General features: G+C 63.1%; 28 protein-coding genes and 1 pseudogene. 22 read left to right on the forward strand and 7 right to left on the reverse strand.

Going from position 1 to position 26,507, the window contains the following annotated elements:
• Positions 1 to 175: 175 nt before the first annotated feature.
• The 5 genes from pyrG to ispD all read left to right on the forward strand — a co-directional run bounded on the left by pyrG (position 176) and on the right by ispD (position 5,239).
• Positions 176 to 1,804: a CTP synthase gene (gene pyrG, locus ACZ899_RS25280; protein ID WP_186714670.1), complete on the forward strand. Its 1,629-nt coding sequence runs from the start codon at positions 176 to 178 to the stop codon at positions 1,802 to 1,804.
• A 3-nt stretch (positions 1,805 to 1,807) separates the two neighbouring features.
• A complete protein-coding gene (kdsA, locus tag ACZ899_RS25285; protein WP_110701896.1) occupies positions 1,808 to 2,653 on the forward strand; it encodes a 3-deoxy-8-phosphooctulonate synthase in 846 nt (281 codons plus the stop codon).
• A gap of 153 nt (positions 2,654 to 2,806) precedes the next feature.
• Entirely contained in the window at positions 2,807 to 4,096 is a 1,290-nt protein-coding gene (gene eno, locus ACZ899_RS25290; protein ID WP_203651149.1) for a phosphopyruvate hydratase, read from the forward strand.
• 157 nt (positions 4,097 to 4,253) lie between these two features.
• Positions 4,254 to 4,535, forward strand: coding sequence for a cell division protein FtsB (gene ftsB / locus ACZ899_RS25295; protein ID WP_011535259.1), 282 nt, complete (start codon positions 4,254 to 4,256; stop codon positions 4,533 to 4,535).
• Positions 4,532 to 5,239, forward strand: coding sequence for a 2-C-methyl-D-erythritol 4-phosphate cytidylyltransferase (gene ispD / locus ACZ899_RS25300; RefSeq protein ID WP_234562556.1), 708 nt, complete (start codon positions 4,532 to 4,534; stop codon positions 5,237 to 5,239). Before ftsB ends, ispD begins: the two co-directional genes overlap by 4 nt.
• Positions 5,240 to 5,296: 57 nt before the next feature.
• Here ispD and ACZ899_RS25305 read toward each other — a convergent pair whose 3' ends face one another.
• Positions 5,297 to 6,193, reverse strand: coding sequence for a LysR substrate-binding domain-containing protein (locus ACZ899_RS25305; RefSeq protein ID WP_234562555.1), 897 nt, complete (start codon positions 6,191 to 6,193; stop codon positions 5,297 to 5,299).
• A gap of 107 nt (positions 6,194 to 6,300) precedes the next feature.
• Between ACZ899_RS25305 and ACZ899_RS25310 the strand changes: the two genes are divergently transcribed.
• From ACZ899_RS25310 to rpoS, 8 genes are all read left to right on the forward strand, one after another.
• Positions 6,301 to 7,413: an S-(hydroxymethyl)glutathione dehydrogenase/class III alcohol dehydrogenase gene (locus tag ACZ899_RS25310; RefSeq protein ID WP_234562554.1), complete on the forward strand. Its 1,113-nt coding sequence runs from the start codon at positions 6,301 to 6,303 to the stop codon at positions 7,411 to 7,413.
• Between the two features lie 10 nt (positions 7,414 to 7,423).
• Positions 7,424 to 8,272 carry an S-formylglutathione hydrolase gene (gene fghA / locus ACZ899_RS25315; protein WP_234562553.1) on the forward strand — a complete coding sequence of 283 codons (849 nt, stop codon included), beginning with the start codon at positions 7,424 to 7,426 and terminating at the stop codon, positions 8,270 to 8,272.
• A gap of 199 nt (positions 8,273 to 8,471) precedes the next feature.
• The gene (ispF, locus tag ACZ899_RS25320) at positions 8,472 to 8,945 is read left to right on the forward strand and encodes a 2-C-methyl-D-erythritol 2,4-cyclodiphosphate synthase (protein ID WP_028690655.1); all 474 of its coding nucleotides are present in this window, start codon (positions 8,472 to 8,474) and stop codon (positions 8,943 to 8,945) included.
• Complete coding sequence (gene truD, locus ACZ899_RS25325; protein ID WP_234562552.1) at positions 8,942 to 10,000, forward strand: tRNA pseudouridine(13) synthase TruD; 1,059 nt, start codon at positions 8,942 to 8,944, stop codon at positions 9,998 to 10,000. Before ispF ends, truD begins: the two co-directional genes overlap by 4 nt.
• Complete coding sequence (surE, locus tag ACZ899_RS25330; protein WP_234562551.1) at positions 9,988 to 10,737, forward strand: 5'/3'-nucleotidase SurE; 750 nt, start codon at positions 9,988 to 9,990, stop codon at positions 10,735 to 10,737. The genes truD and surE overlap by 13 nt, the downstream gene beginning before the upstream one ends.
• Before the next feature lie 38 nt (positions 10,738 to 10,775).
• Positions 10,776 to 11,414 carry a protein-L-isoaspartate(D-aspartate) O-methyltransferase gene (locus ACZ899_RS25335; protein WP_162175259.1) on the forward strand — a complete coding sequence of 213 codons (639 nt, stop codon included), beginning with the start codon at positions 10,776 to 10,778 and terminating at the stop codon, positions 11,412 to 11,414.
• 183 nt (positions 11,415 to 11,597) lie between these two features.
• Positions 11,598 to 12,452 (forward strand): peptidoglycan DD-metalloendopeptidase family protein, encoded by an 855-nt coding sequence (locus ACZ899_RS25340; RefSeq protein ID WP_234562550.1) that lies wholly within the window; start codon positions 11,598 to 11,600, stop codon positions 12,450 to 12,452.
• A 105-nt stretch (positions 12,453 to 12,557) separates the two neighbouring features.
• Positions 12,558 to 13,565 carry an RNA polymerase sigma factor RpoS gene (rpoS, locus tag ACZ899_RS25345; protein ID WP_011535249.1) on the forward strand — a complete coding sequence of 336 codons (1,008 nt, stop codon included), beginning with the start codon at positions 12,558 to 12,560 and terminating at the stop codon, positions 13,563 to 13,565.
• A 633-nt stretch (positions 13,566 to 14,198) separates the two neighbouring features.
• Here rpoS and fdxA read toward each other — a convergent pair.
• From fdxA to ACZ899_RS25375, 6 genes are all read right to left on the reverse strand, one after another.
• On the reverse strand, positions 14,199 to 14,522 hold the full coding sequence (gene fdxA / locus ACZ899_RS25350; RefSeq protein ID WP_050704429.1) for a ferredoxin FdxA: 324 nt from the start codon (positions 14,520 to 14,522) through the stop codon (positions 14,199 to 14,201).
• Between the two features lie 140 nt (positions 14,523 to 14,662).
• Positions 14,663 to 17,236: a DNA mismatch repair protein MutS gene (gene mutS / locus ACZ899_RS25355; protein ID WP_234562558.1), complete on the reverse strand. Its 2,574-nt coding sequence runs from the start codon at positions 17,234 to 17,236 to the stop codon at positions 14,663 to 14,665.
• A gap of 163 nt (positions 17,237 to 17,399) precedes the next feature.
• Entirely contained in the window at positions 17,400 to 18,167 is a 768-nt protein-coding gene (locus tag ACZ899_RS25360; RefSeq protein WP_234562549.1) for a class I SAM-dependent methyltransferase, read from the reverse strand.
• Positions 18,164 to 18,568: a GtrA family protein gene (locus ACZ899_RS25365; RefSeq protein ID WP_234562548.1), complete on the reverse strand. Its 405-nt coding sequence runs from the start codon at positions 18,566 to 18,568 to the stop codon at positions 18,164 to 18,166. Before ACZ899_RS25365 ends, ACZ899_RS25360 begins: the two co-directional genes overlap by 4 nt.
• A 1-nt stretch (position 18,569) precedes the next feature.
• Positions 18,570 to 19,508 (reverse strand): glycosyltransferase family 2 protein, encoded by a 939-nt coding sequence (locus tag ACZ899_RS25370; RefSeq protein WP_232856812.1) that lies wholly within the window; start codon positions 19,506 to 19,508, stop codon positions 18,570 to 18,572.
• Positions 19,509 to 19,547: 39 nt separating this feature from the next.
• On the reverse strand, positions 19,548 to 20,879 hold the full coding sequence (locus ACZ899_RS25375; protein ID WP_234562547.1) for a hypothetical protein: 1,332 nt from the start codon (positions 20,877 to 20,879) through the stop codon (positions 19,548 to 19,550).
• Between the two features lie 173 nt (positions 20,880 to 21,052).
• Here ACZ899_RS25375 and ACZ899_RS25380 point away from each other — a divergent pair.
• From ACZ899_RS25380 to ACZ899_RS25420, 9 genes and pseudogenes are all read left to right on the forward strand, one after another.
• Positions 21,053 to 21,791: pseudogene (locus ACZ899_RS25380) on the forward strand (LexA family transcriptional regulator).
• 462 nt (positions 21,792 to 22,253) lie between these two features.
• Complete coding sequence (locus ACZ899_RS25385; RefSeq protein WP_203651175.1) at positions 22,254 to 22,601, forward strand: phage holin family protein; 348 nt, start codon at positions 22,254 to 22,256, stop codon at positions 22,599 to 22,601.
• Positions 22,602 to 22,625: 24 nt separating this feature from the next.
• Positions 22,626 to 22,814: a Com family DNA-binding transcriptional regulator gene (locus ACZ899_RS25390; RefSeq protein WP_203651177.1), complete on the forward strand. Its 189-nt coding sequence runs from the start codon at positions 22,626 to 22,628 to the stop codon at positions 22,812 to 22,814.
• Positions 22,815 to 22,824: 10 nt separating this feature from the next.
• Positions 22,825 to 23,655 (forward strand): putidacin L1 family lectin-like bacteriocin, encoded by an 831-nt coding sequence (locus ACZ899_RS25395; RefSeq protein ID WP_203651179.1) that lies wholly within the window; start codon positions 22,825 to 22,827, stop codon positions 23,653 to 23,655.
• A gap of 62 nt (positions 23,656 to 23,717) precedes the next feature.
• The gene (locus ACZ899_RS25400) at positions 23,718 to 24,215 is read left to right on the forward strand and encodes a hypothetical protein (RefSeq protein ID WP_234562546.1); all 498 of its coding nucleotides are present in this window, start codon (positions 23,718 to 23,720) and stop codon (positions 24,213 to 24,215) included.
• Positions 24,212 to 24,772, forward strand: coding sequence for a phage baseplate assembly protein V (locus ACZ899_RS25405; RefSeq protein WP_234562545.1), 561 nt, complete (start codon positions 24,212 to 24,214; stop codon positions 24,770 to 24,772). The genes ACZ899_RS25400 and ACZ899_RS25405 overlap by 4 nt, the downstream gene beginning before the upstream one ends.
• 92 nt (positions 24,773 to 24,864) lie before the next feature.
• Positions 24,865 to 25,197, forward strand: coding sequence for a hypothetical protein (locus ACZ899_RS25410; protein WP_110738424.1), 333 nt, complete (start codon positions 24,865 to 24,867; stop codon positions 25,195 to 25,197).
• Between the two features lie 104 nt (positions 25,198 to 25,301).
• The gene (locus ACZ899_RS25415; RefSeq protein WP_028690641.1) at positions 25,302 to 25,628 is read left to right on the forward strand and encodes a GPW/gp25 family protein; all 327 of its coding nucleotides are present in this window, start codon (positions 25,302 to 25,304) and stop codon (positions 25,626 to 25,628) included.
• On the forward strand, positions 25,625 to 26,506 hold the full coding sequence (locus ACZ899_RS25420; RefSeq protein ID WP_234562544.1) for a baseplate assembly protein: 882 nt from the start codon (positions 25,625 to 25,627) through the stop codon (positions 26,504 to 26,506). Before ACZ899_RS25415 ends, ACZ899_RS25420 begins: the two co-directional genes overlap by 4 nt.
• Position 26,507: the final 1 nt, after the last annotated feature.

Consider the following 26,507-nt stretch of genomic DNA (forward strand, 5'->3'; position numbering starts at 1 on the left):
TGGGCTGATTTCTTAAAATGACGAGCGAGCTCCATGCCGGGGATACCCCTGGTCTGTACAGACGCGGCAGTTTTTCGAGATGCACTGTGATTGACGCAGGTGATCGGGGGCTTCGGCCTTCCTTCGCTTTCTCCGGCGGCGCTGGCCGCCTTAACGCAGACTTCTAGGGTTTTTCATGACGCGCTACATATTCGTCACGGGCGGTGTTGTTTCTTCATTGGGGAAAGGCATTGCCTCGGCTTCCCTGGCGGCCATCCTGGAAGCGCGGGGGCTCAAAGTCACCATGCTCAAGCTGGACCCGTACATCAACGTCGACCCGGGCACCATGAGCCCGTTCCAGCACGGTGAAGTATTCGTCACCCACGACGGCGCCGAGACCGACCTCGACCTGGGCCACTACGAGCGGTTCATCCGCACCACGATGACCCAGAACAACAACTTCACCACCGGCCGTATCTACGAGCACGTGCTGCGCAAGGAGCGCCGTGGTGATTACCTGGGCGCGACTATCCAGGTCATCCCGCACATCACCGACGAGATCAAGCGCCGCATCATCAAGGGCGCCGGCGATGCCGACGTCGCGCTGGTCGAAATCGGCGGCACCGTGGGTGACATCGAGTCGCAACCGTTCCTCGAGGCGATCCGCCAGCTGCGCGTCGAAGTGGGCTCCAAGCGCGCCATGCTGATGCACCTGACCCTGGTCCCGTACATCGCCACCGCCGGCGAGACCAAGACCAAGCCGACCCAACACTCGGTGAAGGAGCTGCGCTCCATCGGCCTGCAGCCGGATGTGCTGATCTGCCGCTCCGACCACCCGGTCGATGCTTCGTCGCGTCGCAAGATCGCGCTGTTCACCAACGTCGAAGAGCGTGCGGTGATCTCGCTGGAAGACGTCGACACCATCTACAAGATCCCTGGTGTGCTGCACGCACAAGGCCTGGACGACTTCGTCGTCGAGCGCTTCGGCCTGCAGTGCAACAGCGCCGACCTGTCCGAGTGGGACAAGGTCGTCGATGCCAAGCTCAACCCTGAGCAGGAAGTGACCATCGCCATGGTCGGCAAGTACATGGAGCTGCTGGATGCGTACAAGTCGCTGATCGAAGCGATGAGCCACGCCGGCATCACCAACCGCACCAAGGTCAACCTGCGCTACATCGACTCCGAAGACATCGAGAACCAGGGCACCAGCCTGCTCGAAGGCGCCGATGCCATCCTGGTCCCGGGCGGTTTCGGCCTGCGTGGCGTGGAAGGCAAGATCACCGCGGTGCAGTACGCCCGTGAGAACAAGGTTCCGTACCTGGGCATCTGCCTGGGCATGCAGGTGGCCGTGATCGAGTTCGCCCGTAACGTGATGGGCTGGAAAGACGCCAACTCCACCGAGTTCGACCGCAACAGCGGCCACCCGGTCGTCGGCCTGATCACCGAGTGGGCCGATGCCACCGGCGCGGTCGAGACCCGTACCGAAGCCTCCGACCTGGGCGGCACCATGCGCCTGGGTGCCCAGGACTGCCAGCTGGCGGCCGGCTCCAAGGTTCACGACTGCTACGGCAAGGACGTGATCACCGAGCGTCACCGTCACCGCTATGAAGTGAACAACAACCTGCTGCCGCAGCTGGTCGATGCCGGCCTGGTGGTGTCCGGTCGTTCCGAAGACGGCGCGCTGGTCGAAGTGGTCGAGTCCAAGGAGCACCCATGGTTCGTCGCCTGCCAGTTCCACCCGGAATTCACCTCGACCCCGCGTGACGGCCACCCGCTGTTCAGCGGCTTCGTCAAGGCTGCCCTGGCACAGAAGAACAAGGCCTGATCCATGACTCAGAAGATCATTCGCGTCGGTAACATCGAGATCGCCAACGACAAGCCGTTCGTCCTGTTCGGCGGCATGAACGTCCTGGAGTCCCGTGACCTGGCCCTGAAGGTCTGCGAGGAGTACGTGCGGGTGACCGAGAAGCTCGGCATCCCATACGTGTTCAAGGCCAGCTTCGACAAGGCCAACCGTTCGTCGGTCAACTCGTATCGCGGCCCCGGCATGGAAGAAGGCCTGAAGATCTTCGAAGAGATCAAGCAGACCTTCAACGTGCCGGTGATCACCGACGTGCACGAGCCCTACCAGTGCGAGCCGGTGGCCAAGGTGTGCGACATCATCCAGCTGCCGGCCTTCCTGTCGCGCCAGACCGACCTGGTCGTGGCGATGGCCAAGACCGGTGCCGTGATCAACATCAAGAAGGCGCAGTTCCTGGCGCCCCACGAGATGAAGCACATCCTCGCCAAGTGCGTCGAGGCCGGCAACGATCAGCTCATCCTCTGTGAGCGCGGTTCGAGCTTCGGCTACAACAACCTGGTCGTGGACATGCTCGGCTTCGGCATCATGAAAGAGTTCGAGTACCCGGTGTTCTTCGACGTGACCCACTCGCTGCAGACCCCGGGTGGTCGCGCCGACTCCGCCGGCGGCCGCCGCGCCCAGGTCACCGACCTGGCCAAGGCCGGTATGAGCCAGGGCCTGGCTGGCCTGTTCCTCGAGGCCCACCCGGATCCGGACAACGCCAAGTGCGATGGTCCGTGCGCCCTGCGCCTGGACAAGCTGGAGCCGTTCCTGGCCCAGCTCAAGCAACTGGACGACCTGGTGAAAAGTTTTCCGACGGTAGAAACCGCGTAAAGCTCGTTTCTCGGGTAAAGTACCGCCCGTTCCACCCCTGACCTTTCGGTCAGGGGCTCCCTTCGCCAGGCCTGCCCGTGCCATGTCGCCTGGTGAACGGCAAGAATTCCCAAAAGCTGCGTTGTTTTCGTCAATTCTGGAGTGCTTACAACAATGGCAAAGATCGTCGACATCAAAGGTCGTGAAGTTCTCGATTCGCGTGGCAACCCCACCGTGGAAGCCGATGTACTGCTCGACAACGGCATCATCGGCAGCGCCTGCGCGCCGTCGGGTGCTTCCACTGGCTCGCGCGAAGCGCTGGAGCTGCGTGATGGCGACAAGAGCCGTTACCTGGGCAAGGGCGTGCTGAAGGCCGTCGGCAACATCAACGGCCCGATCCGCGACCTGCTGCTGGGCAAGGACCCGGCCGACCAGAAAGCCCTGGACCGTGCCATGATCGAGCTGGACGGTACCGAGAACAAGGCCAAGCTGGGCGCCAACGCGATCCTCGCGGTGTCCCTGGCCGCCGCCAAGGCCGCCGCCCAGGACCTGGACCTGCCGCTGTACGCGCACATCGCCAACCTCAATGGTACCCCTGGCCAGTACTCCATGCCGGTGCCGATGATGAACATCATCAACGGCGGCGAGCACGCCGACAACAACGTCGACATCCAGGAGTTCATGGTGCAGCCGGTTGGTGCCAAGACCTTCTCCGACGGCCTGCGCATGGGCACCGAGATCTTCCACCACCTCAAGGCCGTGCTGAAGGCCCGTGGCCTGAACACCGCCGTCGGTGACGAAGGTGGCTTCGCCCCGAACCTTGCGTCCAACGAAGACGCCCTGGGCGCCATCGCCGAAGCCGTCGAGAAGGCCGGCTACAAGCTGGGCACCGACGTGACCCTGGCCCTGGACTGCGCGGCTTCCGAGTTCTATGAAGACGGCAAGTACAACCTGTCCGGCGAAGGCAAGTCGTTCGACGCCGAAGGCTTTGCCGACTACCTGAAGGGCCTGACCGAGCGCTTCCCGATCATCTCGATCGAAGACGGCCTGGACGAGTCCGACTGGGCCGGCTGGAAGATCCTGACCGACAAGATCGGCGAGAAGGTCCAGCTGGTCGGCGACGACCTGTTCGTGACCAACACCAAGATCCTCAAGGAAGGCATCGAGAAAGGCATCGGCAACTCGATCCTGATCAAGTTCAACCAGATCGGTTCGCTGACCGAGACCCTGGAAGCCATCCAGATGGCCAAGGCCGCCGGCTACACCGCGGTGATCTCGCACCGTTCCGGTGAAACCGAGGACTCGACCATCGCCGATCTGGCCGTGGGTACTGCTGCCGGCCAGATCAAGACCGGTTCGCTGTGCCGTTCCGACCGCGTCAGCAAGTACAACCAACTGCTGCGCATCGAGGAGCAACTGGGCGCCAAGGCCGTATATCGCGGTCGTGCCGAGTTTCGCGGCTGAGCAAGAGATGGTAAAAAGGCAGCAGCCGGGGCCGGCTGAACCTTCGTACTGATCGTTCGGTTGTCTCCACGGGTTTCTGTCGACGAAGCCTGGCCTCGGCCAGGCTTCGTGCTATCGGAAGCTCGCTGCGGCGGCCTTTTTTACCCTGGATATCTTCATGCGCAGTCCCTATTGGTTGTTCCTCGTCCTGCTCCTGCTGCTCGGCGGCCTGCAATATCGCCTTTGGGTAGGTAATGGCAGCCTGGCGCAAGTGACCGAACTCAAACAGCAGATCGCCGACCAGCATGCGGAAAACGAGCGCCTGCTGGAGCGCAATCGCGTGCTGGACGCTGAAGTCCTGGAGTTGAAGAAAGGTATGGAGACCGTGGAAGAACGGGCTCGTCATGAACTGGGGATGGTCAAGGAGGGCGAAACCCTCTACCAGCTGCCGCAGAAATGACACACGAACTGCCGGCCTTCTGGGCCGTGATTCCCGCCGCGGGCGTCGGTGCCCGCATGGCTGCCGACCGTCCCAAGCAGTACCTGCAACTGGGCGGGCAGACGATTCTCGAGCACAGTCTCGACTGTTTCCTCGACCATCCCATGCTCAAGGGCGTGGTGGTCAGCGTTGCCGAACAAGACCCTTACTGGCCCGGCCTGCGTTGCGCCAGCGATCCGCGCATCCAGCGCGCCCCGGGCGGTAGCGAGCGCGCCGATTCGGTGCTCAACGCGCTGTTGCTGCTGCACGCCCAGGGCGCATCGGATGACGATTGGGTGCTGGTGCACGACGCCGCGCGGCCGAACTTGGCGCGTAGCGATCTGGACAAGTTGCTGTCAGCCCTGGCTGAAGATCCCGTCGGTGGATTGCTCGCCGTTCCCGCCCGGGACACGCTCAAGCGTGCCGACGGCGAGGGCAGGGTGGCGGCCACGGTCGATCGCAGCACCGTCTGGCAGGCCTATACCCCGCAGATGTTCCGCCTTGGCATGCTGCACCGGGCGCTGGCCGAGTGCCTGGTGTCCGATGTGGCGGTCACCGACGAGTCGTCGGCCATCGAATGGGCCGGTTATGCGCCGCGCCTGGTCGAAGGGCGCAGCGACAACATCAAGGTGACCCGGCCAGAGGACTTGGAGTGGCTGCGCCAGCGCTGGGCCGGGCGCCGCTGATCTCATGCCCTTGTGGTGTTCTCTGGCCTCTTCGCGGGTAAGGGCGGCACATAGGACTCAGGTACCCCGATACTCCGGCAACTGCGCCAACCCTTCCTTCAGGTAATCCACCAATCTGCGCACCTTCGGCGACAGGTGCCGCTGCTGCGGATACAACGCCCACACTGCCGTATTCGGCGGCTGATGCCCCTCCAGCAACGACACCAGCGCCCCGCTGTGAAAATGCTCGAGCACGTAATAGTCCGGCAACTGGCACAGCCCCATCCCCTGCAGCGCCGCGTCCAGCACCGCCTGGCCGCTGTTGCAGCGCCAGTTGCCCTGCACCCGCTGGGTGATCTCGCGACCCTCCTGCTGCAGTGCCCACAGGTCCGAACTGCCCACCAGGCAGTTGTGCCGCGCCAGCTCCGACAGGCTGTGCGGCCGCCCATAGCGCTCCAGGTAGGCCGGCGACGCGCACAGGTACATGCGCCTTGGTGCCAGGCGCGTGGCCACCAGCCGCGAATCCTGCAAGCGCCCCAGGCGAATCGCCAGGTCCATGCCTTCATGCAGCAGGTCGAGGGTACGGTTGCTCAGCTCCACTTCGACCCGCAACTGCGGATACTGCGCCATGAAGCGCGTCACCAGCGGCACGATGAAGCGTTCGCCATAGGCCACCGCGCAGGTCATGCGCAGCAGGCCCTTGGGCTCGCTGGCCAGGTCGCCCATGGCGCGCAGCGCCTCCTCGCGGCCATCCTGCAGGCGCTGGCAGTGCTGGAGAAAGGTCTGCCCGGCTTCGCTCAGGGTCACCCGTCGGGTGCTGCGATACAACAGGCGAGTCTGCAGGCGTTCTTCCAGGCGGGCGATCTGCCGGCTGATGTGCGAGGACGACACCCCCAGGCGTTCGGCGGCGGCGGTGAACTGGCCCGATTCGGCCACCGCGACGAACTCGTCGATGCCCTCCCAGCGACTGCTCATGGATTATCCCTGTATAGCAATAATGTTTTGTGAATGGCTGGATTATTCATCAAAAGGCGGTGAATTACACTGACCGCCAGTAACCGACATCCTTCTGGAGACCTTTGATGATCAAGTCCCGCGCTGCCGTCGCCTTCGAGGCCAAGAAACCCCTGGAAATCGTCGAAGTGGACGTGGCCATGCCCAAGGCCGGCGAAGTGCTGCTGCGCGTCGTCGCCTCGGGTGTCTGCCACACCGACGCCTACACCCTGTCCGGCGCCGACCCGGAAGGTATCTTCCCGTCGATCCTCGGCCACGAAGGCGGGGCGATCGTCGAGGCGGTGGGCGAGGGCGTTACCTCGGTGGCGGTCGGTGACCATGTGATCCCGCTGTACACCCCCGAATGCGGCCAGTGCAAATTCTGCCTGTCGGGCAAGACCAACCTGTGCCAGGCCATCCGCGCCACCCAGGGCAAGGGCCTGATGCCCGACGGCACTACCCGCTTCAGCTACAAGGGCCAGCAGCTGTTCCACTACATGGGCACCTCGACCTTCTCCGAGTACACCGTGCTGCCGGAAATCTCCGTGGCCAGGATCCAGAAGGAAGCCCCGCTGGAGAAGGTCTGCCTGCTCGGTTGCGGGGTGACCACCGGCATCGGCGCGGTACTCAACACCGCCAAGGTCAAGCCGGGTGACACCGTGGCCATCTTCGGCCTTGGCGGCATCGGCCTGTCGGCAGTGATCGGCGCGGTCAAGGCCAAGGCTTCGCGCATCATCGCCATCGACATCAATCCGGCCAAGTTCGAGATCGCCCGCCAGTTGGGCGCCACCGACTGCATCAACCCGAAAGACTACGACCGCCCGATCCAGGAAGTGATCGTCGACCTCACCGACGGCGGGGTCGATTTCTCCTTCGAGTGCATCGGCAACGTGCAACTGATGCGCGCGGCGCTGGAATGCTGCCACAAGGGCTGGGGCGAGTCGGTGATCATCGGCGTGGCCGGTGCTGGCCAGGAAATCGCCACCCGTCCGTTCCAGCTGGTCACCGGCCGCGTCTGGCGCGGTTCGGCCTTCGGCGGCGTGCGGGGTCGCAGCGAGCTGCCGAGCTACGTCGAGATGTCCGAGAAGGGCGAGATCCCGCTGGACACCTTCATCACCCACACCATGGGCCTGGAAGACATCAACAAGGCCTTCGACCTGATGCACGAAGGCAAGAGCATCCGCAGCGTGATCCACTTCTGAGGGCCTCGCCATGACCCTGGAAAACCTCTCCTGCCAGAAGAGCTTCGGCGGCTGGCACAAGCGTTACCGGCACACTTCCAAGGTGCTCGGCTGCGACATGGTGTTCGCCGTCTACCTGCCGCCCCAGGCCGAGCAGGGCGAGAAGCTGCCGGTGCTGTACTGGCTCAGCGGCCTGACCTGCACTGATGAGAACTTCATGCAAAAGGCCGGCGCCCAGCGCCTGGCCGCCGAGCTCGGGCTGATCATCGTCGCCCCGGACACCAGCCCGCGTGGCGAGCAGGTGCCGGGTGATCCGGATGGCGCCTGGGACTTCGGCCTGGGCGCCGGGTTCTACCTCAATGCCACCCAGCAGCCGTGGGCCCAGCATTACCGGATGCACGACTACGTGGTGGAGGAGTTGCCGGCCCTGATCGAGGCGCACTTCCCGGCGTCCGACCAGCGCAGCATCAGCGGTCATTCCATGGGCGGGCACGGAGCGCTGGTCTGCGCCCTGCGCAACCCCGGGCGCTATCGTTCGGTGTCGGCGTTCTCGCCGATCAGCAATCCGATGGATTGCCCCTGGGGCGAGAAGGCGTTTTCCCGCTACCTGGGCGAGGACCGTACGCGCTGGCGCGAGTGGGACGCCAGCGTGCTGCTGGCCGAGGCCGGGCAGTGCCCGCCTTTGCTGGTGGACCAGGGCGATCGCGATGACTTCCTCGACAAGCAGCTCAAGCCGCAGGCGCTGGAGCAGGCGGCGCGCAAGGGCGGCCATGCGCTGACCCTGCGCCTGCAGCCGGGTTATGACCATAGCTACTACTTCATCGCCAGCTTCATCGAGGAACACCTGCGTCATCATGCGGTGGCGTTGGGCAGGGTTTAAAGGTCGATGGCTTTTCGTCTGTAGGCGCGGCCTTGTGCCGCGAAAGGGCCGCGAAGCGGCCCCAGGATGTCAGCGTCACCGCCAGTCCCGCCGGGGCTGCTGGCAGCCCTTTCGCGGCACAAGGCCGCTCCTACAGCGCCGCCCAATACTGCATGAAAGCAGGTAGAATCACGCCCTGACTCAATCAGGGCGTTTTTCTATGCGTATTGGCCACGGCTACGATGTCCACCGTTTCTGCGACGGTGATTTCATTACCTTGGGCGGGGTGCGTATCCCCCACAAGTTCGGCCTGCTGGCCCACTCCGACGGCGACGTGCTGCTGCACGCCCTGAGCGATGCCCTGCTTGGCGCGGCGGCGCTGGGCGACATCGGCAAGCATTTCCCCGACACCGACCCGCAGTTCAAGGGTGCCGACAGTCGCGTGCTGCTGCGCCATGTGGTCGCTGTCGTGCGCGACAAGGGCTGGAAGGTCGGCAACGTTGACGCCACCATCGTCGCCCAGGCGCCGAAGATGGCCCCGCATATCGAAACCATGCGCCAGCAGATCGCCGCAGACCTGCAGGTCGAACTCGACCAGGTCAACGTCAAGGCCACCACCGAAGAAAAGCTGGGCTTCACTGGTCGCGAGGAGGGCATCGCCGTGCACGCGGTCGCCCTGCTGCTGCCAGCATGACCGAACTGGAACTGCTGGGCCCACGGGCCTCGGGCGATGCATTGGGCACCGCAGTGCTCAAGGCGGTGGCCGAAGACTTCCAGGTCGATGAAGTCCTTGATATCCCGCTGTCCGGCCAGGGCGAGCACCTGTGGCTGTGGGTCGAGAAGCGCGACCTCAACACCGAGGAGGCGGCCCGCCGCCTGGCCCGCGCCGCCGGCGTGCCGGTGCGCGCCATCAGCTATGCCGGCCTCAAGGACCGCCAGGCCCTGACCCGCCAGTGGTTCAGCCTGCACCTGCCGGGCAAGGCCGACCCCGACCTGTCCCGCGCCGAGGACGACACCCTGCGGGTGCTCAAGCAGGTGCGCCACCAGCGCAAGCTGCAGCGTGGCGCGCACTCGGCCAATGGCTTTACCTTGCGCCTGAGTGCGCTGCAGGCCGACCGCCCGGCCCTCGATGCCCGCCTGGAGCAACTCAAGCTGCAGGGCGTGCCCAATTACTTCGGCAGCCAGCGTTTCGGCCATGGCGGTGGCAACGTGCATGATGCCCAGGACTGGGCCGCACGCCAGGCATTGCCCGAGCAGCGTAACGTGCGCTCGCGGTTGTTGTCGGCCGGGCGCAGCTACCTGTTCAACCAGGTGCTGGCCGCCCGGGTGGCAGACGGCAGCTGGCAGCGCGCCCAGGTCGGCGACCTGCTGGCGTTCACCGACAGCCGCAGTTTCTTCCCGGCAGGGGAGGCCGAGTGCAGCGATCCGCGCCTGGCCATTCTCGACCTGCATCCCACCGGCCCGCTGTGGGGCGAGGGGCAATCGCCTTGCGCTGGCGCGACCCAGGCGCTCGAGAGCGAAGTCGCCGCCCGCCATCCGGCGTTGTGCCAATGGCTGGCGCGAGCGGGCATGGATCACGAACGGCGCATCCTGCGGCTCCCTATTGGGCGTCTGTCGTGGCATTATCCCGAGCCTGATATCCTGCAACTGGAATTCGTCCTTCCGGCCGGATGCTTCGCCACCGTGGTGGTGCGCGAACTCGTCGATCTGGTGCCGGCAGGGCAGACGGACAGCCCATGCGTATTCTGATTTCGAATGACGACGGTGTTACCGCACCCGGCATCGCCGCGCTGTATGAAGCGCTGGCGGATTACGCCGAGTGCGTGGTGATTGCCCCGGATCAAGACAAGAGCGGCGCCAGCAGTTCGCTGACGCTCGACCGGCCGCTGCACCCGCAGACCCTGGCCAACGGCTTCATCAGCCTCAACGGCACGCCCACCGACTGCGTGCACCTGGGGCTCAACGGCCTGCTGCCGGAAACCCCCGACATGGTGGTGTCCGGCATCAACCTGGGCGCCAACCTGGGGGATGATGTGCTGTATTCCGGCACGGTCGCCGCCGCGCTGGAAGGGCGTTTCCTCGGCGGCACCTCGCTGGCGTTTTCGCTCTTGTCGCGCTTGCCCGACAATCTGCCGACCGCCGCCTATATCGCCCGGCGCCTGGTCGAGGCGCAGTCGCGCCTGGAGCTGCCGCCGCGCACCGTGCTCAATGTCAACATCCCCAACCTGCCGCTGGAGCACATCCGGGGCATCCAGCTCACCCGCCTGGGGCACCGGGCACGTGCCGCGGCGCCGACCAAGGTGGTCAACCCGCGGGGCAAGGAAGGCTACTGGATCGCCGTGGCCGGCGATGCCGAGGACGGCGGGCCGGGCACCGATTTCCATGCGGTGATGCAAGGCTACGTGTCGATCACGCCGTTGCAGCTGGACCGCACCTTCAATGATGCCTTCGAGCGCTTCGACGGCTGGCTGGAGGGCGTGCTCTGATGCGCGAACAGGACGATCTGCAGCGTCGCGGCATCGGCATGACCTCCCAGCGTACCCGGGAGCGGCTGATCCAGCGCCTCTACGAAGAAGGCGTGTCGAACGCCAAGGTACTCGAGGCCATTCGCCGCACCCCGCGCCACCTGTTTGTCGATGAAGCCCTGGCCCATCGAGCCTACGAGGACACGGCGCTGCCGATCGGCCACAACCAGACGATCTCCCAGCCGTTCATGGTCGCGCACATGAGCGAGCTGCTGCTGGAGGCCGGGCCCCTGGACAAGGTGCTGGAGATCGGCACCGGTTCTGGCTACCAGACCGCGATCCTGGCCCAGCTGGTGGAGCGGGTGTTCTCGGTGGAGCGGATCAAGGTTCTGCAGGACCGGGCCAAGGAGCGCCTGGTCGAGCTCAACCTGCGCAATGTGGTGTTCCGCTGGGGCGACGGCTGCGAAGGCTGGCCGGCGCTGGCGCCGTACAACGGCATCATCGTTACCGCGGTCGCCCCGGAAGTGCCCCAGGCACTGCTCGACCAGCTGGCGCCGGGCGGGCGCATGGTGATCCCGGTCGGGCCGGCGGGGGAGACCCAGCAGCTGATGCTGATCGTGCGCGAAGAACATGGCTTCTCGCGCCGGGTACTCGGGGCCGTACGCTTCGTACCCCTGCTCAACGGCCCGCTGGCCTGACCTGCGCAACGGAATATTTGCGCCGGCGACGAATTCTTGCGTCTGGCCCCTGTCTATCTGGCGTGGCGTTTTTCGTACACCGGTCAGGCCAACAGCGAGTCACCCCAAGGTGGGTGGCTCGGTTATAATTGAAACAATATTGCATTTCGTATCGTCATTTTTGACAGCATGAGGGGAGCGCGGGTGGGTCACACAGGCATGCGGCAGCGCAAGGAACGGTCGGTATTGAAGCTTCTGGTGGTTGCGCTGGCCATGGGGACCCTGTTGGCTGGCTGTTCCAGCACAAGCTCCAACGGCGCCCGCGTGGTCGACCGCAACAACGCCGCGCCCAAGCGCCCGACCGTCACCTCGGGGCAGTACATCGTCAAGCCCGGCGACACGCTGTTCTCCATCGCCTTCCGCTATGGCTGGGACTACAAGGAGCTGGCGGCGCGCAACAACATTCCCGCCCCCTACACCATCCGTCCGGGCCAGCCGATTCGTTTCAGCAGCGGCGCGGGGGGCAGCACCACGGTTGTCAGCAGCCCTTCTTCGTCGAGCAAGACCACCGTCATCCGCCGACCGGTCGGCAGCACCGCGCCGACGACCAGTAATGGCAAAAGTGCCACTACTGCCTCTTCCACCACCTCGCAAACGGTTGCCCAGGTGCCCGCCGCAGAGCGCGCCGTCGGCGGTTGGACGTGGCCGGCGAGCGGCGTGCTGATTGGTAAATTCGCTTCAAACGGTAGTTTGAATAAAGGCATTGATATCGCCGGTGATTTGGGACAGCCTGTTTTTGCTGCGTCTGATGGAGCGGTGGTCTACGCCGGCAGTGGCTTGAGGGGCTATGGCGAGCTCATCATCATCAAACACAGCGATACCTACGTCAGTGCCTACGGTCACAACCGCAGGCTTTTGGTTCGGGAGGGGCAGCAGGTCAAGGCAGGGCAGACGATCGCAGAAATGGGGTCCACGGGCACTGATCGGGTGAAGCTGCATTTCGAGATTCGCCGCCAGGGCAAACCCGTCGATCCTCTCCAGTTCCTGCCACGCCGTTGATCATTGTCCCGGCCTGTTCCTTGGATGTAGAGGGGACAGGCTCCAGCGCTGCCATGGAAGGGTGACGCTCGAGTCTGAGTTCGAACTCAGCAAAGGACTATAACAATGGCTCTCAGTAAAGAAGTGCCGGAGTTTGACATCGACGATGACCTCCTTCTCATGGAGACGGGCATCGTTTTGGAAACGGATGTGGTGTCAGACGAACCTGCTGTACCTTCGGTTCGGACCAAGTCGAAACAGGGCGCATCGCTCAAGCAGCACAAGTACATCGACTACAGTCGCGCACTTGATGCCACTCAACTGTATCTCAATGAAATCGGCTTCTCGCCCCTGCTTTCGCCAGAGGAAGAAGTGCATTTCGCGCGCCTGTCGCAAAAAGGCGACCCAGCCGGTCGCAAGCGCATGATCGAAAGCAACCTGCGCCTGGTGGTCAAGATCGCCCGTCGTTACGTCAATCGTGGCCTGTCGTTGCTCGACCTGATCGAGGAAGGCAACCTGGGCCTGATCCGTGCGGTGGAGAAATTCGACCCCGAGCGGGGCTTCCGCTTCTCGACCTACGCGACTTGGTGGATCCGCCAGACCATCGAACGGGCGATCATGAACCAGACCCGCACCATCCGCCTGCCCATCCACGTGGTTAAGGAGCTCAACGTCTACTTGCGCGCTGCCCGCGAGCTGACGCAGAAACTCGACCACGAGCCGTCGCCGGAAGAAATCGCCAGCCTGCTGGAGAAACCGGTGGCCGAGGTCAAGCGCATGCTCGGCCTGAACGAGCGGGTGTCCTCGGTGGATGTCTCGCTCGGCCCTGACTCGGACAAGACGCTGCTCGACACGCTCACCGACGATCGCCCCACCGATCCGTGCGAACTGCTGCAGGACGACGACCTGTCGCAGAGCATCGACCAGTGGCTGGGCGAGCTGACCGACAAGCAGCGCGAGGTAGTGGTGCGGCGTTTCGGCCTGCGTGGGCATGAAAGCAGCACCCTCGAGGATGTCGGCCTGGAGATCGGCCTGACCCGCGAGCGTGTGCGGCAGATCCAGGTCGAAGGCCTCAAGCGTCTGCGCGAGATCCTTGAGAAGAATGGCCTGTCCAGCGAGTCGCTGTTCCAGTAGTCACTGACGTGCTTAGGCGAACGCCCCGACTTGTTCGGGGCGTTTGCGTTTTTAGCGCAGAAGCCAATTTCATTGGCCGATCTGACGCCATCGCGGGGCAAGCCCGCTCCCACGCTACAAGGTTCCAACGTTCTGGGCTGGACGCAAAACCTGTAGGAGCGGGCTTGTCCCGCGAAGGCGTCCTCGGCCCCAACCTCATAGCCTGCTCCTGACAGCCCCCCAAAGTATTTATTTCTCCACCCTCGTAGCATCGCGTGTAAGCATTTGCTCACTCATCATGTAAGCGATCGCTGTAGGGATCAGTAAATCAATGTCGTTTCCAGTGGCGTATTTTTTCTAACTACATGAAATATATAGGTTTTATAAATGCCAAAAGATGTGTCACCTGAATCATCCTGAGATATTCGCTGCTTGTTCCCTACCGGAGAATCGCTAGTATTCGAACTGTGTCAAGGGACAGACACAGGCCTTCAAGGATGACGGCCAGGGACATCGCGGGACGCGATTCATCAGGATGATGATTGGGACATACAGGGACTACGGAAAAAATGTGGGCGGGTCAAACCGCCCCTTTTTTTTGCCCGTCGGAAATGAAAAAAGGCCCTTTCGGGCCTTTTTCGCAACTGGGCGCGATCAGCGCTCCAGGTCGGCAATCTTGCCCGTCTTGCCGTCCCACTCTTCGGCGTCCGGCAGGGCGTCTTTCTTCTCGGTGATGTTCGGCCAGATCTCCGCCAGCTCGGCGTTCAGCTCGATGAAGTTCTCCATGCCGGACGGCACTTCGTCTTCCGAGAAAATCGCCTGGGCCGGGCACTCCGGCTCGCACAGCGCACAGTCGATGCACTCGTCCGGGTGAATCACCAGGAAGTTCGGGCCTTCGTAGAAGCAGTCCACCGGACAGACTTCCACGCAGTCGGTGTACTTGCATTTGATGCAGTTGTCGGTGACGACGAAGGTCATTTCTAATTCTCTCCTCAGGCGACGGCAGCTTGCCCTTCCTTACCAGGGCAGCGCGGTTCACGGTGCTGGCTGCAGGCCAGGCTAATAACCTGCAGTGCTCGCAAACCGCGCCGGATTCTACCAGCTTGCGCGGTGGGCCGTTATAACAGGTTTTTCAGTTGATATAGCATTTCGATAGCTTGGCGCGGCGTCATGTCGTCCAGGTCCAGCTTGCCCAGCTTCTCGATGGCTGGGTGTGGCAGGCTGGCGAACAGGTCGCTCTGGTGCGGCACGTGAGGCATGTTGTCGCGGGCTGGCGTGACCGGCGCTTCGTGGGGCAGGCTGGCGGTCTCCAGCCGGCCCAGGTGCTCGCGGGCGCGCTGGATCACCGCCGCCGGCACGCCCGCCAGCTGCGCCACGGCCAGGCCGTAGCTCTGGCTCGCCGGGCCCGGCAGGACGTGGTGCAGGAACACGATGCGTTCGTTGTGTTCGGTGGCGTTCAGGTGCACGTTGGCCACCAGCGGCTCGCTGTCCGGCAGCACGGTCAGTTCGAAGTAGTGGGTGGCGAACAGCGTGTAGGCGCGCAACTGGGCCAGGCGCTCGGCGGCGGCCCAGGCCAGCGACAGGCCATCGAAGGTACTGGTGCCGCGGCCGACTTCGTCCATCAGCACCAGGCTGCGGTCGGTGGCGTTGTGCAGGATGTTGGCGGTCTCGCTCATCTCGACCATGAAGGTCGAACGCCCGCCGGCCAGGTCGTCGCTGGAGCCGATACGGGTGAAGATGCGGTCGACCGGCGACAGTTCGCAGGCGGCTGCCGGGACGAAGCTGCCGATATGGGCCATCAGCACGATCAGCGCGGTCTGGCGCATGTAGGTCGACTTACCGCCCATGTTCGGGCCGGTGATGATCAGCATGCGCGTGCTGTTGTCCAGGCCCAGGTCGTTGGCCACGAATGGCGTGGTCAGCACCTGCTCGACCACCGGGTGACGGCCCTGCTCGATGCGCAGGCACGGCTCCTCGACGAAGCTTGGGCAGTTCAGGTCCAGGTTCAGGGCGCGCTCGGCCAGGTTGCTCAGCACATCCAGTTCGGCCAGGGCGGCGGCGCTGTCCTGCAGCGGCGCCAGGTGTTCGATCAGGGTTTCGAGCAAGGCATCGTAGAGCATCTTCTCGCGGGCCAGGGCGCGGCTCTTGGCCGACAGTGCCTTGTCCTCGAAGGTCTTGAGCTCGGGGGTAATGAAACGTTCGGCGCCCTTGAGCGTCTGCCGCCGGATGTAGTCGGCGGGTGCCTGCTCGGCCTGCTTGGTCGGCAGTTCGATGAAGTAGCCGTGCACGCGGTTGTAGCCGACCTTGAGGTTGGCCAGGCCCGTGCGGGCCTTCTCGCGGGCTTCCAGGTCGATGAGGAACTGGCCGGCGTTCTCGCTGATCGCCAGCAGCTCGTCCAGTTCGCTGTCATAGCCGGTCTTGAGCACGCCACCGTCGCGGATCACCGCCGGTGGGTTGTCGATGATCGCCCGCTCCAGCAGGCCGGCCAGCTCCGGATAGGTGCCGGTGATCGCGGCCAGGCGCGCCAGGTGTGGCGCCTCCAGCTCGGTCATGGCGTTCTGCAGCTCGGGCAGGGCGCCGAGGGCGTCGCGCAGGCGCGCCAGGTCACGGGGACGGGCGTTGCGCAGGCCGATCCGCGCGAGGATTCGCTCGATGTCGCCGATTTCCTTGAGCTGCGGCTGCAGCTTCTCGAAACGGTAGCCGTCGAGCAGGCAACGGATCGAATCCTGGCGTGCCCTGAGCACCTTCAGGTCGCGCAGCGGACGGTTCAGCCAGCGGGTCAGCAGGCGGCTGGCCATGGCGGTCTGGCAACGGTCGATGACCGATTGCAGGGTGTTGTCGCGGCCACCGGCCAGGTTGATGTCCAGCTCCAGGTTGCGGCGGCTGGCGGCATCGAGGATGACCGTGTCGTCCAGGCGCTCGTGACGCAGGCTGCGCAGGTGGGGCAGGGCGGTGCGCTGGGTTTCCTTGGCGTAGGTCAGCAGGCAGCCGGCGGCGCCGATGGCCAGGGTCAGCTTGTCGCAGCCAAAGCCCTTGAGGTCCTGGGTGGCGAACTGCTGGCAGAGGCTCTTGCGCGCCGTGTCGCGGTCGAAGTCCCACGGTGCGCGGCGACGGGCGCCGGGGCGCTTTTCGGCCGGCAGGCCCTGCGGCCAATCGTCGGGGATCAGCAGTTCCACCGGGTTGATGCGTTCGAGCTCGGCCAGCAGGTTCTCCCAGCCCTTGATTTCCTGCACGGTGAAGTTGCCGCTGGTGATGTCCAGCACCGCCAGGCCGAACAGGCGCTCGTCACCCAGCAGGGCGGCGATCAGGTTGTCGCGGCGCTCGTCGAGCAAGGCCTCGTCGCTGATCGTGCCCGGGGTGATGATGCGCACCACCTGGCGCTCCACCGGGCCCTTGCTGGTGGCCGGGTCGCCGATCTGCTCGCAGATGACCACCGACTCGCCGAGCTTGACCAGCTTGGCCAGGTAGCCTTCCAGCGAGTGGAACGGAATCCCGCACATGGGAATCGACTGGCCCGCCGACTGCCCGCGGGCGGTCAGGGTGATATCCAGCAGTTTCGCGGCTTTCTTCGCATCTTCGTAGAAGATCTCGTAGAAATCGCCCATGCGGTAGAACATCAGCTGGTCTGGGTGCTGGTTTTTCAGCTTCCAGTACTGCTGCATCATCGGGGTGTGTGCGCTGAGATCGGAAATTGCTTTATTCATCAGTGAGTTGCAGGCAAGTCTTTGGAGGACTGGGGCAGGATTGGGGTGACGTCCACGGTTGAAACACCGTGATACGCCTGCTGTGCCACCTAAAAGGCTGGCGAGAGGGTATCACGAACGACGGGTCGCCTTCTGTCAGAAAATCGAGGCATCAGTTCATCGCGGTTGGCAGCTTTCGTGCGACAACCAGCCGTGATCCTCCCAGGGGCAGGTTCAGCCCCCGTCGAATCATTGCCAGTTCAAGGTTCAATGCCCACTCAAAGATCCCGTTCAACGCAGGGTGGATGCGCAGTTCGGCCATTTCGTCGGGCTTTGCGTCGTCTGAGTGCTTTTTCATCAGACGGGACAGGTACATCGCTGGCAGCAAGGTGCTTACAAACGAGGTGCTTCGAACGACTTCCAATCCAGCCCGGACCATCTTGCCATGCAGTTCACTGGCCTCATATCGCCTGACATGACAGGCATGTACATCCACGGAGCTCCACAGCCAGCGATGTTGCGGAACGGTGATGAACAACATGCCGTTTGGCGCCAGGGCCCTGGCCATCTGATCCAGAACCTGCTCATCCTCTTCGATATGCTCAAGCACATCGAAAGCTCCGATGACATCCGGTGCTGACGCGAAATTGATTTGCCTGGCATCCATTTGTTGGAACTCGACATCGGGAAGCCGCTGCCGCGCGTAAACCAGGCCTTCATTGAAGTACTCGCTGCCCGAGAGGTGTGCTTCAGGGAATGCACGGGCCACGGCAGATATGACGAACCCTGTGCCGCAGCCGACCTCATGAAATGAGGTCAGCTGCGGCATGTACTTTTTCAGTGCCCAGATGATGATTTTGTTTCTAGCGCGAAACCAGAAGTTCTTGCCCTCCAGGCTCGCCAATTCCTGATAGAAGTCTTTGCGGAAACCGGTTTTCATTTCGAGTCACCACGAAATACGAAATACTTGCAGGCCAGGAAACCATAAAGCGCGACGACCAGGATGGCGACTGCCTGCACGGCCTGATGGGGGTAACCAAGTAGGTCGGAGAAAATGAGCAATAACAAAAAATTCAGCAAGTAGCCGATGATATGCATTTGCACATAACGAAGCATTGCGCCACGTTGCTTACCTTGCATGAAAGTCCATTGATGGTTGGCGATGAAGCCGAAGACTACGCCGATGAGGTACATGAGTGTCATCGAGAGTTTCTTGCCGACGTCTGCGTAGACGAGGAGCAGGTAGCCAAGATAGACCAGGCCATTGCTCGTTACGCCAACAATGCCGTAACGAATGAATTGGGCAAGGGTGGTGGCGCTTGGGGATCTCAACGTCAGCACCTCAGAAGGTCTTTTGTCTGACGATGTACAGCGGCCGCTTCTTGGTTTCGTCGAACGTCTTGCCGATATAGATGCCGACAACACCCTGAATGGAGATGATCACCCCGCCAATGAAGAACAGCGACACCATCAGGCTGGTCCAGCCAGGTACGACCGCACCGTGCAGTAACGTGGTGGTGAGCAGGTAGGCGCCATACAGGAAAGACAGCAATGCCATGGAAAAACCGAGCTTGACCGCTAACCGCAGAGGCTTGTCGGAATAGGCGATGATGGTTTCCATCGCCAGATCCCAGAGTTTCGAGAAGGTATAGGTGCTCTCGCCATGTGGGCGCTCGGCGTGCTCGACCGCAATACCGGTGGTGTTGAACCCCATCCAGTGGACCAGGGCACCAAAAAAGCGCAGTTGCTCACGCATCTGGCAGAGGTTGTCGACCACCTTGCGGGAGATGATCCGAAAGTTGCCACTGTCGCCATCGTAGTCAAAGTCGGCCAGGTAACTGAACATCTTGTAGAACAGCCACGACGTGAGCCGCTTGAGTGGCGCGTCACGGCGTTTGCCGCGCAGCGCTAGGACAATGTCGAAGCCTTCCTGGGCCTTGGCATAAAGGCGCGGGATTTCCTCGGGCCGATCCTGCAGATCACAGTCCATGACGACGACCCACTGACCGCGACAGCTGTCCAGGCCTGCGGTGATACCGTAGTGTTGTCCGAAATTGCGGCTTAACTGGATACCCCGGACACGGGGATCACTTGCGGCGAGCCGTTCGATGATCTCCCATGAGCGATCGCCCCCACAGTCCTCGACCAGCAGAATCTCGAAATCAAGAGAAATCGTCTCCAGCGAGGCTTTCAGGCGTCGGTACAATTCGTCGAGAGATTGCTCAGCCTTGTAGACCGGTATGACAACCGACAATAGAGGATCTGCAGTCTGTAGTGGCATCGTATTCCGTGACTTTCTTGTTGAGCGTTGAATTGACTGTTACCAGTACTGCATGTAGCCAAACAGAAGTTCTTGACGGTAATAGAACACGCCGCAAGCCGTGTGTGCGAAGAACACGCTGAGGCAGAGGCCGTACTTTATCTTATCGAACACGGTGCGGGTCAGGGACTTGCGATCACCGAGCAGGAACGCCAGCGAGAACAGGAATGCCAGGTACAGGCCGATCTGCCCGCTCCACCAGAAGTTGCCGGCATACATTCGATAGCCACTTTCGGCGAAGAAGTAGGTGAGGATCATGCCCATCAGCAGGCACAGGAACGCCAGCACGAAGGCCTTGTTCTGTGCGCTCGCCTTGGGATAGGAGAGCAGCACAAGCAGCGGGAAGGCAATTGACAGGAACAGCTTGCCAGTCAGGAAATTCGAGTAGTGGGAGAATGTTTCGAATGGCAGGAACAGCACGTGGCTTTCTTCATTGCCCGTCCCGGTGGAAAGCCCTTGGTAAAAGTAGGTGTGGAAGAACTGAAGGCTGAGCACCAGTAGGACAGGGAGGAAAAAGGCCCCGTAGATGTACGGGCGTTTCAGGGTGGAATGCAGATGCTGGGTGATCATCAGGAACAGCACGAACGCCGGCAGGACGATCAGCAGGAAGTTCGGTTTGGAAATACCGCAGACGAAAATCGCAGCAGCAAACGCGAGGGCACTGGGCAGTGGATCTCCTGCGGGGCGGTCCACTGTCTTCAGGGCATAGCAGAACACGATCAATGACAACGGTTTGAGCAGCAGCATGGTGGGGCTGTGGTAGACCGTGATGCCGATGTAGCCGAAGTACAAGTGGTTATCGACGAAAAAGAACGCCTGCAGCGGTGTCACCAGGAGCAGGCAGACAGAGAACACAAAGGCAACGGGCAACGATGTGCGGGGCGCGAGAACACGGTAGCTGAGGATGGCCAGCAATGAAATGGCCAGGAGGATCACCACAGTTGAAGCCGCGATGTAGTCGATGGCCAGCAATTTTTTCGCAACGATGACCAGAACGTGATAAAGCGGGTGCGGAAGTATGAGCTTGCCGTGCTCTTCGATTTCGCTCGCCCATTTCAGGTGGGCGACATAGTCACCGCCAATGGCGGATAGCTTGCTGATCAGCGGTTCGAAGATGGCGACGCTGATGGCCAGCAATGCGAAGTACACCGCACCTTCGATCAAGCGACTGGATGTTGTCGTCACACGACTTTCGCTATGGGGTATCACCGGACCCTCCCTGTTTTCGTTGAGCGGTTCAATTGTCCTGGACACGGCCAGGGGCACTGGCTGCGCCTTGTTGTGATCCGGATACCTGATAGCAGGCATCCGAAACAGTCGGTTCTTGAACATGGCACTGCGCCCTGCGCGGATTATTTTCATGCGGCGCTGGCAATTGGGCCGAGGAGTATACCCGTAGCTTTACTGCGGCGTCCCGACGGCGACCGGCTGTTGCGAATCAGAAATCACTGACCTTTGCCATCCCTCGATTGCATTTTGCATATGCTCTCGCTACTATGCATTCTATGCAAAAGCGCAACGTAGCCTCCGTACTTAGAGAACTGCTCGCCCGCCACGGCCTGTCCCCACACAGAGCTGCATCGGCGCACGGGCGTGCCTCAATCCACCCTGTCGCGGATTCTCAGCGAGAAGATCGTCGATCCTTCGGACAAGCACGTCTCGAAGATCGCCGAGTACTTCGGCGTGAGCACCGACCAGTTGCGCGGCCGCGTCGAACTGGGCGAGTCCCGTGACGCGGCCCCGCTCGCCCAGGGCCACGCAGCCCTGAGCGATATCAGCCTGTGGGACGATGAAACCCCCGTCGAGGACGACGAGGTGTCCGTTCCTTTTCTTCGTGAGGTCGAGTTGGCAGCAGGATCAGGAAGATTCGTCATCGAGGAAAGCGAGAACGCTCGCTTGCGCTTCGGCAAACGCAGCCTGCGCCACAATGGCGTGCAGTTCGACAACGCCAAGTGCGTGACGGTACGCGGCAACAGCATGCTGCCGGTGCTGCGCGATGGCGCCACGGTCGGGGTCAATACCGGTAAAAGCACCATCGGCGACATCATCGACGGTGACCTTTATGCCATCAATCACAATGGCCAGCTGCGGGTGAAGCAGGTGTACCGCCTGCCTACCGGCATTCGCCTGCGCAGCTTCAACCGCGACGAGCACCCCGACGAGGACTACAGCTTCCAGCAGATGCAGGAAGAACAGATCAGCCTTCTTGGCCACGTCTTCTGGTGGGGCATGTACGCCCGTTGATCCCAAGCCCTCGATAAAAACCCGCTCCGGCGGGTTTTTTTTCGTCCTCAGAAATCCCCTACATCCACGTCAGATCAGGCCTCCATGCATAGGAGCAAAAGCTGATGCATAAATTTTTGAATTTGTGCATTGACTGCATATGCATGAATGCATAAAATGTATCCCAAGCCGGACGCAAACCGGTTGAGATACAGGCAGCGATGAACAGGCCTCGACTGTTCAGAGGGTTGGCAACTGGCCCGGGTGTGCAGCGTAAAGCACCACGATCAGTTATCCGGCGGGCAGGCGGCCGCGGTCGGAGTCACCAATTTGAAGCGCAACCGCACGGCGTCACCAGTCGTGGCCGGCGGTTACACCGCGCATTACTGAAAAGCCTGCAGGGCGGGCTTTTTGGAATGCCGAGTCAAGCCAATCACGATCCGCCGGCATGTCGCCGGCGGGCAACACACAGGAGGCAGGAACGTGACGAACGAGCAACAGGCGTTGCTGGAGATGCCGCTCTGGCTGGTGATCCTCCTGGCATTGCTGGGCGGGCTTTCCGGCGAGATGTGGCGCGCCGACAAGGCCGGCGCCCGCGGCTGGGGGCTGCTCAGGCGGCTGGCGCTGCGCTCCGGAGCCTGCATGGCCTGCGGGGTATCGACGGTCATGCTGCTGTACGCCAGCGGCATGTCGATCTGGAGTGCCAGTGCCTTTGGCTGCCTCACCGCCATGGCTGGCGCCGACGTGGCCATCGGTCTCTATGAGCGCTGGGCCGCGCGCCGGCTGGGGCTGGACGACCAGCCCGCAGTGGCGCGCCAGGACGAAGAATGAACGCGGTAACAAGGAAGAAAGCGGATGTTCAACGAGTTTCGCTGCGGTAAATGCAACCGCTTGCTGGCCCGCATCGGCGGGTCGGCGCTGGTCCAGATCAAGTGTTCGCGCTGCGCGACCTTGAACCACATGAAGGCCACGGGCCTCGACAACGTGCCACCGAGCGATCAGGACGGGCCGCAGAGCCCAGCTCCCCTTCAATCGATCCAGTAGGAGAAACACCATGGCAGGTCGTACCCGCATTCCTTTCAACGGCGTCGGCACTTCGGTGCTGCCCGCTTACCAGACCCTTTCGGCGGGCCAGTACCTGCTGTCGCCCAACCAGCGCTTCAAGCTGCTGCTGCAGGGCGATGGCAACCTGGTGATCCAGGACAACGGCGCCACCGTCTGGGTCGCCAATGAACAGCAACCCTTCAGTTCGAGCATTCCCCTGCGCAACAAGAAAGCCCCGCTGGCCTTCTACGTGCAGTACGGCGCATTCCTCGACGACTACTCGCGGCGCCGGGTGTGGCTGACCAACAACAGCACCTTCACCAGCAACGACCAGTGGAACCGCACGCACCTGGTGCTGCAGGACGACGGCAACATCGTGCTGGTCGACTCCCTGGCGTTGTGGAACGGCACGCCGGCCGTCCCGCTGGTGCCTGGCGCCGTCGACTCGCTGCTGCTGGCGCCTGGCTCCGAGCTGGTACAGGGCATGGTATACGGCGCGGGCGCCAGCAAGCTGGTGTTCCAGGGCGACGGCAATCTCGTGGCCTATGGCCCGAACGGCGCGGCCACCTGGAACGCCGGTACCCAAGGCAAGGGCGCCGTGCGTGCGGTGTTCCAGGGCGACGGCAACCTGGTGGTCTACGGTGCCGGCAACGCGGTGCTGTGGCATTCGCACACCGGCGGCCATGCCAGCGCGGTGCTGCGCCTGCAGGCCAACGGCAGCATCGCCATCCTCGACGAGAAACCGGTGTGGGCGCGCTTCGGCTTTCAGCCGACCTATCGCCATATCCGCAAGATCAACCCTGACCAGAAGCCGATCGATATCTGGACCTGGCACTTCTGAGCCGGGCGCCGGGCCTTCGCGGGCCCGGCCTTCGCCGAACCGAGCGTTCAAGGAGCACAAGCATGAGCGAACTGGCCCAGTTGTACGCGGCCGTCACCTCCACCCTGCGGGCGGCGTTGCCGGCTTTCGCCACGGTCGCCACGGAGGGCGACGACATTACCGAGCCGGCCCTGCCGGCCTTGGTGCATGGCGTGTTGCGCATGCGTGGCGACGAGGCGCTGCGTGACGGTCGCTCATTGCTGATGACGACCTTCGAAGCCCGCGTCACCGCCCAGGGCACCCCCGCGCAGGCCCGGACGCAGGCCGGCGTGCTGGCGGCGCAGCTGATCGATGTGCTGCGCCAGCAGTCCTGGGGCCTCGATTACGTCGAGGGCGCACGGGACATCCTCGCCGAAGCCGAGGGCAGCACCTGGCGGGTGCAATGGGAACAACCGGTCCTGCTGGGGAATGCTCACTGGCCCTGGCCCGACCAGCCGCCGGGCAGCCTGATGCTGGGCTTCGTTCCGGACACCGGGCTCGGCAACCAGGACAAGTACCTGTCACCGGAGGACCTGGCATGAGCTACGCCAGCGCCATGCACGATCGCATGCTGGCCAGCCTGGTGATCCCCTGCCGGGTGGTGGCGGTGGACCTGGCCGCGGCCCGGGTGCGGGTGTCCGACGGCGGTGGCTGGACCAGTGCTTGGGTGCGCTGGCATGCCCAGGCTGCCGGCAAGGCCCGCCACTGGCGAGTGCCGAGCCTGGACGAGCAGGGCGTGCTGATCAGCCCCAGCGGCGAACCGGCCCTGGGCACCTTCGTCCCGGGGTTGTACGGCAATGCCGGGACGGCGCCGGACAACCGCGACCATATCGAAGTCTGGCGCTTCGACGACGGCGGCTCGCTGACCTACGACTGGCAGGCCAAACGCTATGACATCCAGCTGCCCAGCGGCCAGGCCACGGTCAAGGTCGGCGCCAGCACCCTGGTGGTCAGCGACAACGCCATCACCCTCGACGCTGCGTCGATCACCCTGACCGGCACGGTCGCCATCAACGGTCCGCTGACGGTCAGCGGCGACATCAACGGCGGTGGCCGGATCATCGACACGGCCGGCAACACCGCCAACCACAAGCACTGAACAATGGCCTGGAGCCCAGCAAGATCGCCATTGAGCGACATGAACGCGGTGAGTGCCGCGCCCCCTCATTTCGACTCAAAAGGTAAAGCAACATGGAAGCAGTAAAAGTCGGCAAGCATTTCTTCAACGCCCACCCAACCGCCGTCAGCCAGGTCTTCAGTGCGGCGGACAACAAGGATGGCGTGTACCTGCGCACCGCCACCCTGTGCACCGGTGGCGGCATCCTCAACCTGTACACCGGCCCGAAGGCACCGGCCTACATTGGCGACATGAGTGTCCACGCCATCATGGGCGGGATCAATGGCGGCATCGATTCGCAGTACACCCTGCCTTATCCGCTGTTCATCCCGGCGGGCTACGGCCTGTGGACCGTCGCCAACAACGCCACGGCGGCCATCGCCCTGACCTACGACTTCGTGTCCTGAGGCCGGTTGCCCGGCAGTGCCGGGCAATTCATTCCTGCCTGCGAGGTGATAACCATGCGCTATCCGAACAGGCTACCTGGAGCCTCAATTCCAGGAGGTGCCCCATGATCGGCATGGACCGCCGTACCGGCCAGCCCCTGTCGGGCGTGGCCCACCTGCGTCAATCCATCGAGGATATCCTCACCACGCCGCTGGGCAGTCGGCGCATGCGCCCGGAGTACGGCAGCCAGCTGCGCCGCTACGTCGACCTGCCGGTCAACGAAGGCTGGAAGAGCGCGGTGCAGGCCGAGGTGGCCAGGGCCCTGGGGCGCTGGGAACCGCGTCTGAAACTGGAGCGGGTCAAGGTCGTCGCTGTGCTCGACGGCCAGGTCAGCCTGGCCTTGAGCGGCCGTTACCTGGGGGATGATGCCCTGGTGGAGGTGACCGTATGAGCCAGGTCGACCTGTCGAAACTACCCGCTCCGCAACTGCTCGAAGACCTCGACTTCGAGGCGTTGTACCAGGAAGACCTGGCCAGCTTCCGCACCCAGTTGGGTGACGGCTGGACCGCCAACCTGGAAAGCGACCCGGTGACCAAGCTGCTCGAGGTCGGCGCCTACCGCAAGCTGCTCAACCGGGCACGGATCAACGACGCAGCCAAGGCCCTGTTGCTGGCCTATGCCCAAGGCAACGACCTCGACCAGCTGGCGGCCAACGTCAGCTTGCAACGCCTGGTGATCCAGGCCGCGGACCCGGGCACGATCCCACCGACCGAGGCCGTGCTCGAATCCGACGACGCCCTGCGTGAGCGGATGCAACTGGTCTACGAAGGCCTGACCACCGCCGGCCCGCGCAACAGCTACATCCTCCATGCCCGCAACGCTTCGGGGCGGGTCGCCGACGCGACCGCCGAAAGCCCTTCGCCGGCGGTGGTGGACGTCACTGTGCTGAGCCTGGACAACGACGGTGTGGCCAGCCCCGAGCTGCTGGCGCAAGTAAACGCGTACCTCAACGACGATGATATCCGTCCGGTCGCCGACCGGGTCAATGTGCGCAGCGCCGAGGTGTTGCCGTACCGCGTCGAGGCGGTGCTGCACATGGCCGACAACGGCCCGGAGTTCGAGGCGATCCTCAGCGAGTGCCGGCGCCGTCTCCAGGCCTGGGTCAATCCACGCCGACGCCTCGGCGTCGAGGTCGCCCGCTCCGGAATCGACGCACAGTTGCACATCGATGGCGTGAGCCGTGTCGAGCTGGTCGGCTGGAGCGACATTCGCCCAAGCAAGGCCCAGGCGGCCTGGTGCACCGGCATCGAACTGCGGCGGGGTGGCTGAC

It is taken from the genome of Pseudomonas sp. TE31087 (assembly GCF_057284075.1).

Bases quoted from the DNA above. Each gene is read 5' to 3' on its own strand.
- pyrG (WP_186714670.1), top strand. From the start codon at position 176: ATGACGCGCTACATATTCGTCACGGGCGGTGTTGTTTCTTCATTGGGG.
- kdsA (WP_110701896.1), top strand. From the start codon at position 1,808: ATGACTCAGAAGATCATTCGCGTCGGTAACATCGAGATCGCCAACGAC.
- eno (WP_203651149.1), top strand. From the start codon at position 2,807: ATGGCAAAGATCGTCGACATCAAAGGTCGTGAAGTTCTCGATTCGCGT.
- ftsB (WP_011535259.1), top strand. From the start codon at position 4,254: ATGCGCAGTCCCTATTGGTTGTTCCTCGTCCTGCTCCTGCTGCTCGGC.
- ispD (WP_234562556.1), top strand. From the start codon at position 4,532: ATGACACACGAACTGCCGGCCTTCTGGGCCGTGATTCCCGCCGCGGGC.
- ACZ899_RS25305 (WP_234562555.1), bottom strand. From the start codon at position 6,193: ATGAGCAGTCGCTGGGAGGGCATCGACGAGTTCGTCGCGGTGGCCGAA.
- ACZ899_RS25310 (WP_234562554.1), top strand. From the start codon at position 6,301: ATGATCAAGTCCCGCGCTGCCGTCGCCTTCGAGGCCAAGAAACCCCTG.
- fghA (WP_234562553.1), top strand. From the start codon at position 7,424: ATGACCCTGGAAAACCTCTCCTGCCAGAAGAGCTTCGGCGGCTGGCAC.
- ispF (WP_028690655.1), top strand. From the start codon at position 8,472: ATGCGTATTGGCCACGGCTACGATGTCCACCGTTTCTGCGACGGTGAT.
- truD (WP_234562552.1), top strand. From the start codon at position 8,942: ATGACCGAACTGGAACTGCTGGGCCCACGGGCCTCGGGCGATGCATTG.
- surE (WP_234562551.1), top strand. From the start codon at position 9,988: ATGCGTATTCTGATTTCGAATGACGACGGTGTTACCGCACCCGGCATC.
- ACZ899_RS25335 (WP_162175259.1), top strand. From the start codon at position 10,776: ATGACCTCCCAGCGTACCCGGGAGCGGCTGATCCAGCGCCTCTACGAA.
- rpoS (WP_011535249.1), top strand. From the start codon at position 12,558: ATGGCTCTCAGTAAAGAAGTGCCGGAGTTTGACATCGACGATGACCTC.
- fdxA (WP_050704429.1), bottom strand. From the start codon at position 14,522: ATGACCTTCGTCGTCACCGACAACTGCATCAAATGCAAGTACACCGAC.
- ACZ899_RS25360 (WP_234562549.1), bottom strand. From the start codon at position 18,167: ATGAAAACCGGTTTCCGCAAAGACTTCTATCAGGAATTGGCGAGCCTG.
- ACZ899_RS25370 (WP_232856812.1), bottom strand. From the start codon at position 19,508: ATGCCACTACAGACTGCAGATCCTCTATTGTCGGTTGTCATACCGGTC.
- ACZ899_RS25375 (WP_234562547.1), bottom strand. From the start codon at position 20,879: ATGTTCAAGAACCGACTGTTTCGGATGCCTGCTATCAGGTATCCGGAT.
- ACZ899_RS25390 (WP_203651177.1), top strand. From the start codon at position 22,626: ATGTTCAACGAGTTTCGCTGCGGTAAATGCAACCGCTTGCTGGCCCGC.
- ACZ899_RS25395 (WP_203651179.1), top strand. From the start codon at position 22,825: ATGGCAGGTCGTACCCGCATTCCTTTCAACGGCGTCGGCACTTCGGTG.
- ACZ899_RS25400 (WP_234562546.1), top strand. From the start codon at position 23,718: ATGAGCGAACTGGCCCAGTTGTACGCGGCCGTCACCTCCACCCTGCGG.
- ACZ899_RS25405 (WP_234562545.1), top strand. From the start codon at position 24,212: ATGAGCTACGCCAGCGCCATGCACGATCGCATGCTGGCCAGCCTGGTG.
- ACZ899_RS25410 (WP_110738424.1), top strand. From the start codon at position 24,865: ATGGAAGCAGTAAAAGTCGGCAAGCATTTCTTCAACGCCCACCCAACC.
- ACZ899_RS25415 (WP_028690641.1), top strand. From the start codon at position 25,302: ATGATCGGCATGGACCGCCGTACCGGCCAGCCCCTGTCGGGCGTGGCC.
- ACZ899_RS25420 (WP_234562544.1), top strand. From the start codon at position 25,625: ATGAGCCAGGTCGACCTGTCGAAACTACCCGCTCCGCAACTGCTCGAA.